Source organism: uncultured Flavobacterium sp. (assembly GCF_963925185.1).
Lineage (GTDB): Bacteria > Bacteroidota > Bacteroidia > Flavobacteriales > Flavobacteriaceae > Flavobacterium.
The window spans coordinates 31,367-49,013 of sequence record NZ_CAWURC010000020.1; the positions used below are offsets into that span (position 1 = coordinate 31,367).

At 33.9% G+C, this 17,647-nt stretch carries 10 protein-coding genes; 9 read left to right on the top strand and 1 reads right to left on the bottom strand.

Going from position 1 to position 17,647, the window contains the following annotated elements; all coding sequences use genetic code 11:
• Positions 1–22: 22 nt before the first annotated feature.
• Positions 23–1,306: a UDP-N-acetylmuramoyl-tripeptide--D-alanyl-D-alanine ligase gene (gene murF, locus AABM59_RS04860; protein WP_338407852.1), complete on the top strand. Its 1,284-nt coding sequence runs from the start codon at positions 23–25 to the stop codon at positions 1,304–1,306.
• A gap of 19 nt (positions 1,307–1,325) precedes the next feature.
• Here murF and AABM59_RS04865 read toward each other — a convergent pair whose 3' ends face one another.
• A complete protein-coding gene (locus AABM59_RS04865; RefSeq protein ID WP_338407853.1) occupies positions 1,326–4,196 on the bottom strand; it encodes a triple tyrosine motif-containing protein in 2,871 nt (956 codons plus the stop codon).
• 440 nt (positions 4,197–4,636) lie between these two features.
• Between AABM59_RS04865 and AABM59_RS04870 the strand changes: the two genes are divergently transcribed.
• From AABM59_RS04870 to AABM59_RS04905, 8 genes are all read left to right on the top strand, one after another.
• A complete protein-coding gene (locus AABM59_RS04870; protein WP_338407854.1) occupies positions 4,637–6,394 on the top strand; it encodes a T9SS type A sorting domain-containing protein in 1,758 nt (585 codons plus the stop codon).
• A gap of 452 nt (positions 6,395–6,846) precedes the next feature.
• Positions 6,847–9,966: a TonB-dependent receptor gene (locus AABM59_RS04875; RefSeq protein ID WP_338407855.1), complete on the top strand. Its 3,120-nt coding sequence runs from the start codon at positions 6,847–6,849 to the stop codon at positions 9,964–9,966.
• A gap of 12 nt (positions 9,967–9,978) precedes the next feature.
• Entirely contained in the window at positions 9,979–11,517 is a 1,539-nt protein-coding gene (locus AABM59_RS04880) for a RagB/SusD family nutrient uptake outer membrane protein (protein WP_338407856.1), read from the top strand.
• A 19-nt stretch (positions 11,518–11,536) separates the two neighbouring features.
• Complete coding sequence (locus AABM59_RS04885; RefSeq protein WP_338407857.1) at positions 11,537–12,646, top strand: hypothetical protein; 1,110 nt, start codon at positions 11,537–11,539, stop codon at positions 12,644–12,646.
• A gap of 42 nt (positions 12,647–12,688) precedes the next feature.
• Entirely contained in the window at positions 12,689–13,576 is an 888-nt protein-coding gene (locus AABM59_RS04890; protein WP_338407858.1) for a hypothetical protein, read from the top strand.
• 86 nt (positions 13,577–13,662) lie between these two features.
• Positions 13,663–15,183 (top strand): family 16 glycosylhydrolase, encoded by a 1,521-nt coding sequence (locus AABM59_RS04895; RefSeq protein WP_338407859.1) that lies wholly within the window; start codon positions 13,663–13,665, stop codon positions 15,181–15,183.
• A gap of 77 nt (positions 15,184–15,260) precedes the next feature.
• A complete protein-coding gene (locus AABM59_RS04900; protein WP_338407860.1) occupies positions 15,261–16,025 on the top strand; it encodes an endonuclease/exonuclease/phosphatase family protein in 765 nt (254 codons plus the stop codon).
• A gap of 19 nt (positions 16,026–16,044) precedes the next feature.
• Positions 16,045–17,481 carry a glycoside hydrolase family 30 beta sandwich domain-containing protein gene (locus AABM59_RS04905; protein WP_338407861.1) on the top strand — a complete coding sequence of 479 codons (1,437 nt, stop codon included), beginning with the start codon at positions 16,045–16,047 and terminating at the stop codon, positions 17,479–17,481.
• Positions 17,482–17,647: the final 166 nt, after the last annotated feature.

A 17,647-nucleotide genomic window follows, 5' to 3' on the forward strand; every position in this document is an offset into this window, starting at 1 on the left:
TTATTTTTTAATACCGTTTTATATGGATATTGCAAACATTCATAACTTGTTTTTAAAATGCAACTCGGTTTCTATTGACACCCGAAAAATTCAATTGAATTCATTCTTTGTGGCAATAAAAGGGGATAATTTTGATGCTAATATATTTACTAAAGAAGCGCTTGAAAAAGGAGCTTCCTATGTTATAATTGATAATGAAGATTTTTTTATTGACCAAAGAACAATTCTAGTTGATGATAGTTTATTTGCTTTACAGGAATTAGCTAAGTTTCATCGACAATATCTAAAATTACCCATAATTGCTCTTACGGGTAGTAACGGGAAAACAACCACGAAAGAACTTATCAATGTTGTTCTGTCTAAGAAATACAATACAAAAGCCACCATCGGAAACCTTAACAACCACATTGGTGTTCCTTTGACATTATTATCTTTTAATAATGACACAGAAATTGGTATTGTTGAAATGGGGGCGAACCATAAAAAAGAAATTGAATTTCTATGTGAATTGGCTCAGCCAGATTATGGCTATATTACTAATTTTGGCAAGGCGCATTTGGAAGGTTTTGGCGGTATAGAAGGTGTAATAGAAGGAAAAAGTGAAATGTATACTTATCTTTTCAAAAATAATAAAACGGCTTTCATTAATTTGGAAGATCCAATTCAAATCGAGAAATCAAAAAACTTAGAGTCCTTTTCATTTGGGCTAAACAAGGAAAACGCCGGTGTAAATGTTGTTTCTATCAAAGCAAATCCGTTTGTGGAAATTGGCTGTTCAGATCTTATTATTTCAACACATCTAATCGGGCTTTATAACGCCAATAATGTCAATGCAGCAATTGCCCTAGGAAAATATTTTGAGGTTGAGGATTTAGACATAAAAGAAGCTTTGGAAAGTTATATCCCAGAGAACAACAGGTCGCAGTTGATAACTAAGGCAACAAATCAGATTATACTGGATGCTTACAATGCAAATCCGAGCAGTATGGCGGTTGCCGTCGAAAATTTTCTTCAATTGGAGAATTCCAACAAGATCATGATCTTAGGCGATATGTTTGAATTGGGAAAAGAAAGCCAACAGGAACATAAAGGAATTGTAGATTTGCTATTGAATGAAGAAAATGTTATTTGCTATTTTATAGGAAAGGAGTTTTATTCCAATAAAATAGAAAGAAATAATTTTTATTTCTTTGAAAACTTCGATGACTTTTCGAATTATTTAAAAGGAATCAAAATCGAAAACAGTTCCATTCTTATTAAAGGATCCAGAGGAATGGCTTTAGAGAGAACGCTGAATTTTTTCTAATAATTTTAATTAATTTTAGCTAAATACCCATCAAAAAACCTATAAGGTTTTCCTTTTTGTTGAGTTCTAACTTTTTTCTTAATCTATAACGCGCTAATTCAACTCCACCGCCTGAAATATTCATAATTTCGGTGATTTCTTTGGTTGACATATTCATCAATAAATAGGTTGACAAATCCAGTTCGCGTGGTGATATTGTAGGGTATTTTTCCTTTAACCTTTTTAGGAAATCAAAATGAACATTCTTGATGTGTTTTTCTAAATCTTTCCAGCTTTGCTCTGTATTAACTTCTTTTATGATGCTCTTGTTTAATTTGCTAAATTGAAATTTGGCGGATTCATCGAATGATTCCACATTAATATCTTTGAGTTTGTGAATGATTCCATTGAGTATTTTGTTTTTTTTAACTACTTGTAAAGTATTGTTTACTAACTCCTTGTCCTTTACTAATATTTTTATTTTTAGTTTATCACTTTTTAGTCTTTCGATTTCTTTTTCTAAATCATATTGTTCTTGTCTTATTTTTGATTCTTTTTCTAGATAAAGTCTTCTTTGTTCAATGGTTTCGTAATATTTATTTTTTCTTATTTTAGATTGCATTCCTTTTCTAATGTAAAATATTATTGTTGTTATAGCTATGGCGTAAAACAGATAAGCCAAAAAGTGTCTGTACCATGGAGGAGATATGGAGAAGGAAATGGCAGCTTCGTCAGACTCGATTCCATAGCTGTTTTTCACCTTCACTTTCATTTTGTAATTACCTTCTCTTAGATTGGTATATTCCTTTGAAGAAATGGCTAACCAATTACTCCAGTTGCCCTCAAAGCCATCTAATTTATAAGAAAATTTAACATTTTCTATGTTTTCATAAGTGGGCGATGAAAAAGTAAAGTTTACATTATTTGATTGGTAAGGAACTGTGTATTTAGCATTTCTATCCTGACCGTTTCCAGAAATTATAGTGTGTCCTGCATAAAAAAAACTTCTTACAAAAGCTTTAGGTTTTCGTATAAAATTATTTTCTAATGTAGAATCATAATGGGCTAAACCATCTGTAAGTCCTATAAATATATTTTCGGAATTAAAAGTATAAACCGACAAGTTGTTGTCTACTAGATTCCCTGTTAAATTTGAAAACGGAACCGCATTATTGCTGTAATTGCCATTTGGTTTTTTCATTAAAACCCCTATTGATTTATTAAAGACATACCAAATATTGCCACTATTATCTTCGTTTACAGTATTGACTTTAGGAATGTTTTTAAATAAGGTGCTTATTTTTTTATCTTCAAAAAACACTTTTTCTCCTTGCAAATATTTAAAAAAGTGATTGTTTGTTTGAAAATAAACAGTGCCATTTAAAAGCTGTAAGCTTCCAATTCCTTTAAAGTTTTTAGATACATTCTCGTACTTTTCAATGAAAATAAAATCTTTAAAATCCTCTGTGAGTGTCATTTGGTAAATAAGATCATCCTTTACCACCCATATTGTTTTATCATCTATCTCGAAATGACCAACTGATTTATTAAAACCATTGATCTGATGTATAAAGTGCCAGCCATTTAATTTTTTTTCAAATAATGAAAAACCGTTGTAATTGGATCCAATTAAAAAATTGGGGTTATTCGGAATTTTTTTAAATCCCCAATATCCTTTGTCATTAAGTGTTTGTGTAGACTTAACTCCTTCAATTAAGAGAGCTCCTCTGTTGTGTGCGCATATTAATTTTTCGTCTATAATTTGTATATTCCACGCTTGCCCAGTTGTTCCTTCTACAAGGGTAAAAGCGTCTTCTTTAAATGGTTTATTCCATGAATGATAAAAAAGTCCCTGATTAGTTGCTACATATAAATTTTCTTTATAAATAACCGAGGCATAAACAGTGCTAATGTCATGACTGTAGCCAAAATAAGAAATAGGGGAATTTTCATTTATAAATGAGATTCCATTGTCTAGTCCAAGCCAAAGATTGTTTTTGTTGTCAATAAATGAAGCGAGAACGGTATTGTTTAGGAGTCCTTTTTTTCGATTCACGTGTTGAATAATTCTCCCAGATTTGTTGCATATGATAATGCCGTTTAACACAGAATTTAGGGCGATGAAATTGTTGTTTACCGCGACACCACCTAAACAACTGTTTTTTTTGATAAAAACATTAGCTTCTGTTTCCCAAGGAGATATTGTTTTATTATCATACAAAAAAAGACCTTTGTCGATAGTTGCAATCAATAATTTATTATTAGCTATTGGAAACATTCCCCAAACCTCGGTATTGTTCAAGACAGTGGTGCCTTCAAGAGGAATTAACTCTCCATTTTGATACTCCATCAAACCCCTTGAAACATCTTGAAAATAGAGTTTATTATTCACTTGAAACGAAAACTGAAATTTAGTTGGGGGTTTTAGTAGTTTTAGTTTGTTGTTTTTGAATATATAGGCTCCGGCAAATGTTTGAAAAATCACTTCGTCTTTGTAAAGGTGAATTTTCCATACCATATCTATCGTACTGGTAAGGTCTTTGCTTAAGAATTTTGACAGAGAAAAATATACCAGTTTCCCTTCCAAATTAGATTTAAAATAACCAAATTCATTATAGGCGCCAACGAAAATTTTTCCTGATTTTTCAGTTTTCAAAGACCGGATAGCCTGAAGATTAGGCAAGCTGTATTTACTCCAAGTAGCACCGTCAAATTGAAAAAGCCCATTATTATTGGCGAAATAAATATTTCCATTTTTGTCTTGGTCAATATTCCAGTTTTGGGTACCTCCTTTATAGTCTGTTCTTTTATAATTCCTGATTTCTGGTAGTCCAATGCTTTTTACTTGACCAAACAGGGCAGTTGATATTAAAAGCAATAATAAAAGCACAGAAAGTTTTGTGAATCTCATATTGGGGTATTAAATTAAGGAGTATAAAATAGATAAAACATCAACCTTGAATATATGTAAGAAATACCAATTTATACTTTAATTAAAATACCATAAATGCTACACATTTCGCTTGATTTTCAAATGTAGTGTTTGTTTTTTTATTTTTTCATTTATAAATAATATAAATAAAAATATAAAGAGCAGTAATACAGCTATATAAATCTTATACGATGTGTTTTTGTAACGTTTAAAAATAGAGTTTGATGTGTTTTTGTAATAATAAAATTATAACATATCTAAAACGATAAGCTTACTATTGTATTGAATTGCTAATTAATGGGATGTTAATATGCGTATTTCGTTTTTATTAGTATCATAACTATTAGCCGGAATTCATTTTTTTATACCATAAATTATACTAATTAACCAACTTTTTAACAATTAACACTTTATTTATTATGAAAACAAAATTACATTTATTATTAATTGCTATATTCTTTAGCTTTAATAGCTTTGCTCAATTTACACCGGTTACTATTACAGGTAGTGGAGTAGGTGGCTGGAATATGCCGGGATCAATAGTTATGGAAACTACTGATGGAATCACTTACACTAAAGTAGGGATGCAGCTTAAGGGAGATTTCAATTTAAAATTTGCGATAAACAATGCTTGGGGAACTACTGGTGGCTCATTAACTGGTGGATGGCCTTCAGGGACAGCCTCGCTTGTTGGAACAGGAGCAAACATTGTTGGAGCAGCTGGTTTTTGGAATGTAACTATTGACATTACTACTGGTGTATATGCATTTACTCAAGGAGTAAACCCTAATCGTAATGTTAACTTTTCAGGTGCAGGTTTGTCATCTGATGTAAGTTTGACTTCAACTAACAATCTAGATTATTCAAAAGAAAGCGTTACATTCGTTACTGGAGGAAATGGATCATTTATAGAAATGACTAGTCCTATTAACCCTTCTCCTACTGCTAACTGGTCAAGTGTTGGTTTTCCTTCTGGAACAGGAACTCAAGGTGGCGCTCCTATTCCTGTTGTTCCGGGAACTTATTATATGTTCTTAAATGCAAATACTGGTGCCTATGATTTCCTGGATACTACTGTAAGTATAGTGGGTGGTTTTAATGATTGGAGTAATACTAATTCTGTAGATTTGACCAGTACTGATAATATAAATTATACTCTTTTAAGTTATACTTTTACGTCTAGTACAGGTTTAAAATTTATGGACAACCACAGTTGGAATATTAATATGGGGTCAACTACTAATCCATCAGGTTTCCCGACAGGAATCGCAACTCAAACTGGACCAACAGATATAGCTGTGCCTGCAGGGACATATAACATTACTTTTAATAGAACTACTTTAGCTTACGAATTTATCAGTCTAAATGCAGCAGTTAACTATGTAGGAACTACATCTACACCTTCTACTAAAGCCTTAAGTACTGCCGATGGAACAAATTATTCTGGACAAGAAATAACCTTTTCTGGCACTGGTAGTGGAGATTTTAATGAAATTGCTAGTGTTTTAAATACGGGGTCTTCTTTTTTTACTTGGCCAGCAGTTGCCTCACCAGTCGCAGGGTTTTGGAATGTAATGTTAAATATAACTACTGGAGTTAATAGTTTTGTACCAACTGTAGTTTCTGTTATTGGAGGTTTTAATCCTGAAAACTGGTCAGACGTTGAAATGACTTCTGCTGATGGAGTTACTTACACTTCAGGTAATTTGGTTGTTACAGGAGCTAGAAATAATTTTAAATTTAGAGACAACCACGATTGGACTTTTCAGTTTGGTCATGCTGTGGCCCTTGCTGACGGTGAATTTAGTCCTTTAACAGGTACTTTAACAGGTACTGACACTAAAGATATGTGGTTAACTACAGGGACGTATAGCTTTACTTTTAATAGAGTTACACTTGCTTATACTATTACAGTCGTTGATTTGGCAGCAAATAAATTTGATATTAATAAATTTTCAGTATATCCAAACCCAACAAAAAATGCTTGGAACTTTGCTTCTGGAAACAGCGACATTTCTTCTGTGAAAATTATTGATATGTTAGGTAGATCTGTAATGAGCAAAAACGCTACTTCTAAAGAAGTTTCTGTTGATGCTTCTTCTTTGTCAAAAGGAATGTACTTTGCAAAAATCACTTCTGGAGATTCAGTTCAAACTTTAAAAGTTATTAAAAACTAAAAGATTGATCGTTTAATTGACAAATCCCTTATGACATTTTTGCTATAAGGGATTTTTTTTAAAGTAGATAAAATTTCAAATGCTTTATAACATCAGAAATGTTAATTCGAAGCTGTAAATTTTTTATAGTATTTTTTAACTAAGTTGTCTTTTACATTCAAGTAAAAGGGGAATTTTTAGTCAAAAATACATTATATTAACCCGTTGGGCGGAATTAGTTTTTGATGATAATTTTTCGGCAGTTCGAATAATTTTAATAGAAAATTGCATCGAGAACAAGAAAAATTTATTAAAAACGGCTCTCGATATATTTTTGTTTCGTTTTATTGCACAAAAAAACTCGAACTGCATTTTTAATAATTACACCCACAGGGTTATATTAAAAAAATGGTTGAAACGTTCAAACAAGTATAAATAAATTATCAAATTAAATTAACCAAAATTTTAGAAAAATGAAATTAACAAAATTGCTTATTTTTTGTTTTTTATCTACTCTATTCTCAGTTTACGGGCAGGCACAAGAGGTTACCGTGAGCGGAAAAGTTATAGACGAAGACGGGCTACCTATCCCAGGAGTAACCATTTTAATCAAAACAACCACTAAAGCTACAGCTTCAGATATTGACGGAAATTATCAAATTAAAATTCATTCAAAAGGATCTTTAGTTTATAGTTATATTGGCTATACTAAAGTTGAAGAATCCATAAAAGGGAGAGTTCGAATTGATGTTAAACTAGTTCCTGAATCTCAGACTTTGCAAGAAGTTGTGGTTGTGGGATATGGTACTCAAAAGAAAAGCGTTGTGACCGGTGCTATTTCTAGTGTTAAAGCAAAAGACCTCGAAAATGTGCCGAATGGCCGTATCGAACAAGCTTTGCAAGGTAGGGTTTCGGGCTTGACAGTTGCTGCAAATGCGGGGCAACCAGGTTCCGCTTCGACTATTCGCATTAGGGGGATAACTACTTTTTCTGAAGGGGGTAATGATCCGCTATGGGTTGTTGATGGTGTTGTTGTTGATAATGGAGGAATAGGTTATTTGAATCAATCGGATATTGAGTCGATAGAGGTGCTTAAAGACGCTGCTTCATTAGCAATCTATGGTTCTCGATCTGCAGGTGGAGTTATTTTGGTTACAACTAAAAAAGGAAAATCTGGAAAGATTAGCGTTAATTATAGTGGCTTTTCGGGTGTTTCGAGTCCCGAAAAAATATTAAAATTATTAAATGCTACCCAATATGGTTCATTGCAGAATGAACAATCCGTTAGTGGAGGAGGGAGTATTTTGCATCCTAATTTAGCCATTCTAGGAAAAGGAACCGATTGGCAAAAAGCTATCTTTAGTAATAATGCAAGTCGCTATTCACACGAAATAAGTTTTAGTGGTGGAAATGATGTTTCTACTTTTTATATTTCCTTTGGAGGTCAAGACCAACAAGGAATTGTTACTCCTGAGATTTCAAATTTCAATAAAAAGAACATCCGTATCAACTCAACTCATAAACTTTCGAAGTATTTTACTCTTGGGGAATCATTGGGCTATTCACATCAAAAAACAAATGGTATTGGAAATACCAATGCAGAACAAGGAGGCCCTTTGAGTTCTGCTATTCATTTAGATCCCATTACGCCATTGGTCGAAACGGATCCTGTAAAATTAAATAATGTTCCTTATTTTGGAAGAACAGATTTAATGACAGATGCAAATGGGAATCCTTACGGTCTTTCTAATACAGTACAAAACAATATGACCAATCCGTTGGCATATGTAAAGACAAGATTAGGAAACTATGATTGGTCTGATAATTTTGTTGGGAATACGTATCTTGAAATTTCTCCTATAAAAGGGTTGAAAATTAGATCCACTTTGGGAGCGAAATTAGCTTATTGGGGGGCTGAAAACTTCACACCACAGTTTTATCTTAATTCAAATACAATTTCTACTGCAAATAGTATTAGCAGAAATACAAATACTGGATTTGGTTGGAATAATGAAAACATTGTTTCTTATGCAAGAGAAATTAAGAATCACAATTTTACCGTGTTAGTTGGGCAAGGCGTTTATGTAGACAATATTTCTAGTGGTGCAAATGTTACTTATTCAGGTTTGCCTACATCAGACTATAAGGAAGCTTCATTTAATTTTAGCACTTTGCCCGAAAACATTACTGCATCAGCCTATACTGGTAATCAGCACAAGCTAACTTCTTTATTCTCCAGATTAAATTATGATTATAAAGAAAGATATTTACTGACAGGGGTTGTTCGTCGTGATGGTTCTTCGAGATTTGGGCCCAATAACAAATATGGTATTTTCCCTTCTGTTTCTGGAGGATGGGCAGTTAGTAAAGAAGAATTTTGGAAAGATAATAATGTATTGAATACCCTAAAAATTAGGGCAGGGTATGGTGTAACAGGAAATGATGCAATAAAAGATTTTGGTTATCAAGCTCTTATCGGAGGAGGTAGAAATTATCCTTTCGGACCTGATGGAAGCATTCTAGTGGGGAATAGTCCAGACGCCCCTTCTAATCCGGATTTAAAATGGGAAGAGACTATTCAAACCGATATTGGTATAGATGCCAAATGGTTTAATAACAGCGTGAATATGACAGTGGATGTTTACAGTAAAAAAACCACAGGTATTTTGCAAGAGGTTGATATTCCAACTTTTATTGGAGCTTCTGCAAGACCTGTAGGAAATGTAGCTGATATGGAAAACCGAGGAATTGAATTGGAGTTGGGCTTCAATAAAAAATTTGGAGGTCTTAATTTTAGAGTTAGTGGAAACGGTGCTTATGTAGAAAATAAGGTTACTTTTTTAGGACAAGGAAAAACATTTATTAATTCAGGACCTGGATTTCAAACAATAGGACCCTTAACTAGATCAGAAGTAGGGCAATCTAGAAATTCATTTTATGGTTTTAAAACAGCAGGAATTTTTCAAAATCAGACAGAAATTGATGCTTATAAAAATGCAACAGGAGGTTTAATACAGCCTATTGCTAAACCAGGGGATTTCCGTTGGGTAGACACCAATGGGGATGGAACTATTACTGATGCTGACAAACAATATTTAGGACTTACGCTTCCAAAATATACATTTGGGTTTAATTTTAGTGCAGACTATAAGGGATTTGATTTGGGTGTGTTTATGCAAGGAGCTGCAGGAAATAAAATTTTCCAAGGATTGAGGAGAGTCGATATTGGAACCGGAGCTAATTTTCAAACCACGGCTTTGGGTCGTTGGACAGGCGAAGGAACATCAGATACCTATCCTCGACTTACTACTAATGATACCAATTTAAACTTTTCTAGAGTTTCTGATTTTTATCTTGAAAAAGGAGATTATTTGAGATTTAAGTTACTTACACTAGGATATTCCTTGCCGGCTAAAGTAATCGGTTCTATAGGGGCCAGTAAAGTGAGGTTTTATGTGCAAGGAGAAAATTTGATGACCTTTACAAAATATTCAGGATATGATCCTGAAATTGGAGGGAGTACAATGGGAATAGATAGAGGCTATTATCCTCAGGCACGTACCTTTATGTTTGGGGCTAATTTGCAATTTTAACAATATATAAATATGAAAACAAAAAACAGTATAAGTTTATTTATTACGGGAGTAATGATGATTATGTTGGCATCCTGTAGCAAAGATTTTTTAGAGGTTGAATCCAAAGGAACCAGTCTTGAAGGAGCTTATTATAAAAACGAAAGTGATGCTACTTCGGCTCTTGTCGCCGTATATGATATAATGAATGTTAATTCGAGTTCATTTGCGAATATGATTACTTTTATGAATGCAGGTTCAGATGATAATTTTGGAGGAGGAGGCCCTGGGGAAGGAAGTAATACAATTGCTCAATTTTCAAGTTTTGGAGTAAATCCTGTAAATATGAATGATGCAGGTGCTTCGGGTCTTTGGACTAATCATTTTCAAGGAATTTTTAGAGCCAATACCTTATTGCAAAAATTACCGGGTATTTCTATGGATGCTAACTTGAAAGTAAGATATGCAGCAGAGTGTCAAGCAATGCGAGCCTATTATAATTTTAATTTGGTAAGAATGTTTGGGAATATTCCTCTTTTGACTACTACCATTACTCCTACAGATGCGCTTACATATCCTCAATCGACACCTGCGGAAATATATGTCCAAATTGAGATAGATTTGAAGGACGCCATAGCGGGTTTACCATCAAGTATTAATATTGCTACCGAGGGAGGTCGTTGGTCAAAAGGTGCCGCTCAAGCAATGCTTGGAAAAGTATACCTCTATGAAAAAAAGAATGCCGAAGCAGCAGCTCAACTAGCTATTGTAAATGGGTCAAACTCCGGAATTGTTTTTTCAAGCCCTTATGGGTATCAACTATTGACTGATTTTAGTGATCTTTGGGTTCATGCAAATAAATTTAATTCCGAATGTATTCTTTCGGATAGTCACAGTAAGGGAGGAAATGCAACCTGGGGTGGAGTTAGCTGGGGAACCGAAGGGAATGTTTTAAATGTAATGACAGGGATAAGAGGCTATACAAGATCGGCTAGTTCAACCGCTCCTGATTATTATTCAGGTGGTTGGGGATATAATACGGTTACTCAAAATTTATATGATGTTTTGAACGGTGATCCCCGTTTTGATGCTACAATCATTGATGCAAAAGCACTAAAAGCTTCTGGTCAGATTATAGGTTATACAGTTGGTAATCAAGATACAGGTTATTTTATGGCCAAGTTTGCTCCAAAAAATTCCGATGTAACACCAGTAGCTGCAGCAGCACAGGAATTAAATTTCACGCAAAACACTTATATCATCAGGTTAGCCGATACCTATCTTATGGAGGCGGAAGCTTTAGGAGGTTCAGGAGTCAGAGCTCAAGCATTATTAGATGCTGTGAGAGCTAGAGTTGGTTTAGCATCCGTTCCTGTAACTTTAGATGCTATTGCATTAGAACGCAGAAAGGAATTGGCTTGCGAAGGACACCGTTTCTTTGATTTGGTGAGAACAGGAAAGGCCTTCACAGTATTAGCAAGCAGAGGATTTATTGCAAATAAAAATGAGATTTTACCAATTCCTTATAGAGATTTAGAAAATTCGGTATTGAAACAAAACCCTGGATATTAATAATTATAATTTTAAAAAGATGAAAAAAATAAATATAATATTCTCCTTTCTAGTATTACTAACTATTGCAATTAGTTGTAGTATTCCTGATGGAATTAGCCAAGACACAGCATTTGACAAAACGGGCGCTCCTACAGACGTGGCCTCTATTTTGGATATTACCAATGACAATTCCGGGAAAGTAACTTTTACGCCTAGCGCATCAGGCGCGGGTGCCTACTCGGTTTATTTTGGAGATGGCACAGCTAATCCTGCACAAGTGCAATTTGGAGCTAATGTAAGTCACCAATATAAAGAAGGAAATTACACGGTAAAAGTAGTTGCAAATGGGCTCAACGGCGTTAATGTAGAAAAAACGTATCCTTTATCAATTGTATTTAGAGCTCCAGAAAATTTGGCTGTAATTTTCATAAAAAAAGGCCATAATTTAAAAGTGAAAGCTTCAGCTCTTTATGCAGCTTCTTTTTTAGTCTATTTTGGAGATGTGGGAGCTGATGAAGTTGGAACTCCTTTGGCTAATTTAGAAGAAATATCCCATAATTATACAAATGTGGGAAGCTATAGTGTTAAGCTCATTGCATTAAGTGGGGGATTAGCACGTTCTGAAAAAATAACAGTAGTTAATATTAATGATCCATTTGAATTGCCAATTACTTTTGAAAATCCTAATGTTATTTATTCTTTTGTAATTACTGGAGGTTTTTCTTTTTCAAAAGTACCCAATCCGAATGTTTCAGGGGTTAACACAAGTGCTATGGTAGGTAAATTTTTCAAGGTTGTAGGGTCTGTAAAAAATTCTGCCAGCACCAGTTTATTAGACAATCCTATAGATTTTTCATCTGGAAATAAAGTGAGAGTCTGGGCTTATAATCCCACAGCATCAAATATTGGAAAAAAATTAAACATAGAGTTGCAATCGGCTGTTGGGGGTATTCCAGCAAATAATGTTGCGGTTTTGAAAGTAGCATTTACCACATCAGGTGCTTGGGAAGAATTGGTATTTGATTTTAGTACTATTTCTGAAATTCCGAATACTGCAAAATTTAACCAGCTTGTATTTAGATTTAATGATATTTCAGTAGGAAGAAACGAAACTTTCTATTTAGATAATATTAGATTAACTAATTAAAACACTTTAGAAGATATTAAGTATAATAAAATAATATAAACCATGAAAAAAACAAAATTAATCTTCAGCCTGATGTTTGCCGTTGTGGTAACATTTAGCTTATTGACAGCCTGTCAACCTGATGATGTAGGGAGTGGCAATGGATTATTAGGGCCAGTACTAGACGCATCGTTTACGGTGACTCCAGTAACAGGAAAAACGAATACATATGCTTTGAAATCGACAACGAATAATTATATTGGTTCAAAATGGGATATGGGAGCAGGTGCCGGTACAAATTCTGGAAAATCGGAAGAGATAGTGTCTTTTCCTGATCAAGGAACTTATACTATTACTCATACTGCTGTAGGAATTGGAGGTCAACAATATTCTGCATCCAAAGATATTGTTGTGGCTACTTCTGATCCTATTGCTGGAAATATTGTGCAAGGAGGTAAATTTGCAAATGCGACCGATTGGGCAAAATGGACAAAGTTTAATAAAAATGCTACTGATCCTATGGATCAATGGAAATTTTTCCCAGGATATGCCACATTTACTCCTCCTGGTCATGATTATCTTGGTGGAGGAATTTACCAAGCAATTGATGTTGAAGCCAATAAAAAATACAAAATAGATATGATAGTCTCTTGCCCTGTTGGTCTTGTAGAGTCTTGGTTTGAAGTATATTGCTTAGCAACCCCTCCTGTTGTTGGAACAGATTATGGTGATGCAGCCACTCAAGGAACTGTTGCGCTCCATACTTGGACAGGAACTGGATTAGTACCTTTCAATGGGAAAATTAGTGTTATTGGAAAGAAAACCCTTCCTTTCTATGACGGGGTTTCGTTTCCAACAAGTGGTAAAGTGTATTTAATGATTCGCTCTGGAACAAATAATACAACTCCAACAATAACATTAAAAAATGTAGAAATGAGAATAACTTCTTAATTCAAGAATAGAGGGTAAAAAAAATACCCTATAATAATTATATTATAGGGTATTTTATAATTAAATTGCAAGAATATTTAGGGTAAATGAATAAATTTAAAGGATATAACATTACAATTGCAATATTGTTTTTACTGCTTTTTTCGGAATGTAGTTCCAAAAAAGCAAAGGCTAATAATAAGATTGCTTTCGCTGATAATTGTGTTGTTGCTCATCGTGGCGCGTGGAAAAAAATGGGGTTCCCAGAAAATTCCATCGCCTCACTTAAACACGCAATTGAATTAAAATGTACGGGATCTGAATTTGACGTTAGGATGACGGCTGATGATTCACTTGTCATCAATCACGATCCTCATTACAATAATCTTCCTATTGAAAGCACAGCCTATACAGATTTATTAAAATTCAAATTATCAAACGGGGAAAAGCTACCTACATTAAGGGAATATGTTCTGGCAGGAATCGAAAACAACATTTCCACTAGATTAGTTTGCGAAATAAAACCTTCCGAAATAAGCAAGGAAAGAGGCCAAATAGTTGCCGCAAAAGTGGTTCAGTTGGTAAAAGAACTTAAAGCACAAGACATCGTAGTTTATATAAGTTTCGATTATGACATTCTAAAAAAAATAAGAACATTGAATCCTACAGTTTCTCTTCAATATTTAGAAGGAAATAAATCTCCAGAACAAGTAAAAGCAGATGGAATTTCAGGGTTAGATTGTCATTTTTCGGTTTTTAAAGAACATCCCGATTGGATAGAAAGTGCCAAGAAAAACAATATAACCCTAAATGCTTGGACAGTAAATGACCCAAATGATATGGACTGGCTTATCGCCAATGGGTTTGATTTCATTACCACAAATGAACCAGAATTATTAAAGGAAAGAATTAAATTATCTCCTGTCTCAAACGGAATGAAATTAATTTGGTCTGATGAATTTAATACCAAAGGATTGCCAGATTCCACAAAATGGAATTTTGAAGAAGGTGGACACGGGTGGGGAAATGGAGAGTCCCAATATTATACCAGCAGACCCGAAAATGCAAATATTCAAAATGGCATATTAAGTATAAAAATTATTAAAGAAAATTATAAAGGGAGTAGTTATACTTCTGCTCGGATTAATACTAAAAATAAATTTTCTTTCAAATATGGAAAAGTAGAAATGAGAGCAAAACAGCCTTCGGGTGGTGGAGTTTGGCCTGCATTATGGATGTTAGGTGATAATAAAGCAGCGGTTGGTTGGCCAGCTTGTGGCGAAATTGACATTATGGAATATGCTGGAAACCGCATGAATAAAGTTACCGCAGCTTTACATCATCCTGATCATTCTGGGGCTAATCCAGATGGAGGATACACAATGATTACGAATGCGGATACAGAATTTCATATTTATACTTTGGAATGGACACCTTCAGACATAAAGATATCTGTTGACAACCAACATTTTTTTGTGTTTGCAAATTCAAGCAGCATCCCTTTTAATCACGACTTCTTTTTGATATTTAATTGTGCAATTGGAGGGCATTATGGAGGGGCAATAGATCCTAATTTTAGCTCTTCGAATTTCGATATAGACTATGTTAGAGTATTCCAAAACAAGTAAAAAATAAAATGAAATACATCCTTTTTTTTATTACAACATTAAATATATTTTGTTTAAACGCACAAAATTTAAAAGTAATGACTTATAACATCCGTTTGGATGTTGAAGTTGACGGAGAAAACGATTGGACCCATCGCAAACCTTTTTTTACTTCTCAAATTCAATTTTATGAACCAGATGTTTTTGGAGTTCAGGAGGCTAAACCTAATCAAGTTATTGATATTGCAACGGCACTTTCTCCATATAGTTATATAGGAATTGGAAGAGATGGTATTGGTATGGGGGAATCCTCTAATATCTTTTATAAAAGAGATAGATTTAAAGTGGTTCAAGAAAGTACATTTTGGCTTTCAGAAACGCCTGACATTATTTCAAAAGGGTGGGACGCAGCTTTTAATAGAGTTTGTACCTATGCTTTGTTCAAAGATTTGAAAACGAGAAAAATGTTTTGGGTTTTCAATACCCATTTAGATCATATGGGGGAATTGGCACGAACGAATGGAATTAAGCTCATTCTTTCGAAAATCGCGGCATTAAACACTAAAAACTATCCCGCAATTTTTATGGGAGATTTTAATTCTGAACCCGCTTCTGATAGAATAATTGCCTTGAATAATGAAATGATAGATACCCGAGAAATCTCAGAAGAAAAACCTTTTGGACCATCAGGAACTTTCAATGGTTTCAAACACGATGAGCCAGTAAAATTGTTAATTGATTATATTTTTATCTCCAATAATAACAAGTTTGGAGTAAAGAAATTCGCCGTTTTGAGTGACTCGAAAGATTTAAGATATCCTTCGGATCATTTGGCGGTTTATGTTGAAATATTTTACCAATAAAATAATTATGAAAAGATTTATGAGAATTTTCCTTTTAGTATCACTAACAGTTTTATTATTGAAATGTTCTACATCGAATGGAGGAACAGCTCCGCCACCAAACCCGACACCTCCTCAAGTAGTAAATAATGAAGTGGATTTTTGGCTAACAAAAGGGGATCAATCCGTTAAACTGACAAAACAATCCACCATTTTGGCATTTGGAACAACTCCTAATGCCTACCAAAATATTGAAGTAAATGACACGCAGACTTTCCAGACAATTGACGGATTCGGATTTTCCTTAACTGGAGGAAGCGCACAAGTTATCAATCAATTAAGTGCTGCCAAAAAACAGGAATTATTGCAGGAATTATTTGGAACTAATGCTAATTCTATTTCGATTAGTTATTTAAGGATTAGTATGGGAGCTTCTGATTTAGATGGGACAACATTTTCTTATGATGATATGCCTGTTGGTCAAGCGGATTCGGCCTTGGCTAATTTTAGCCTAGCTCCAGATATGACAAACTTAGTGCCTATTCTAAAAGAAATTATTGCCATAAATCCAAATATGAAGATCATTGCAACTCCTTGGTCGGCACCAGTTTGGATGAAGGATGTTAATAGTACAATTGGAGGAAGATTGCAACCCATATATTATAGTGCTTATGCAAAATATTTTGTAAAATATATTCAAGCTATGAAGCAACAAGGAATAACTATTCATGCCATTACCCCTCAAAACGAACCATTATATGGGGGCAATAATCCAAGTATGTTGATGGAGGCAAATTTGCAAGCTAATTTTATAAAAAACAATTTAGGACCGGAGTTTCAAAATGCTAACATCAACACTAAAATTATTGTTTATGACCATAACTGTGATAGACCTGATTACCCAATTGCAATTTTAAATGATGCTGCTGCAAATTCTTTTGTAGATGGTTCGGCATTTCATTTATACGGAGGTGATATTAGTGCTTTATCGACGGTTCACAATGCCTTTCCTTCAAAAAATGTCTATTTTACAGAGCAATGGACTTCATCCACAGGTAATTTCGGAGGAGACTTAAAATGGCATTTAAAAAATGTAGTGATTGGCTCTATGCGCAATTGGAGCAAAGTTGCTCTGGAATGGAATTTGGCAAACAATGCTTCATTTGGACCACACACTTCGGGAGGTTGTACCCAATGTAAAGGCGCTATAACTATAAGTACCGGAGACAGCTTCGAAAGAAATGTAGGCTATTATATAATAGCCCATGCTTCAAAATTTGTTCCTACAGGTTCAATAAGAATTGCCAGTAATATTAGCGGTAATTTAAGCAATGTAGCTTTTAAAACCCCAGCTGGAAAAAAAGTTTTAATTGTCGAAAATGACGGAAATTCAACTGAAGTATTTAATATAAAATTTAATGGAGCATGGATTGTTACTTCATTAGAAAGCGGCTCGGTTGGTACTTATATCTGGTAATAATTAATTAGAATTTACAAAATAAAAATTTACAATGAAAAAAATAATTTTAACAACATTTTTAGCGGCTTCTTTTTTTTCTTTTTCACAGAATAAAGGAGAATTAGTAAGCGCACCATTTTCTATAAATAACAAAACGGTTACGGTTTATACATCAGCTGATAGT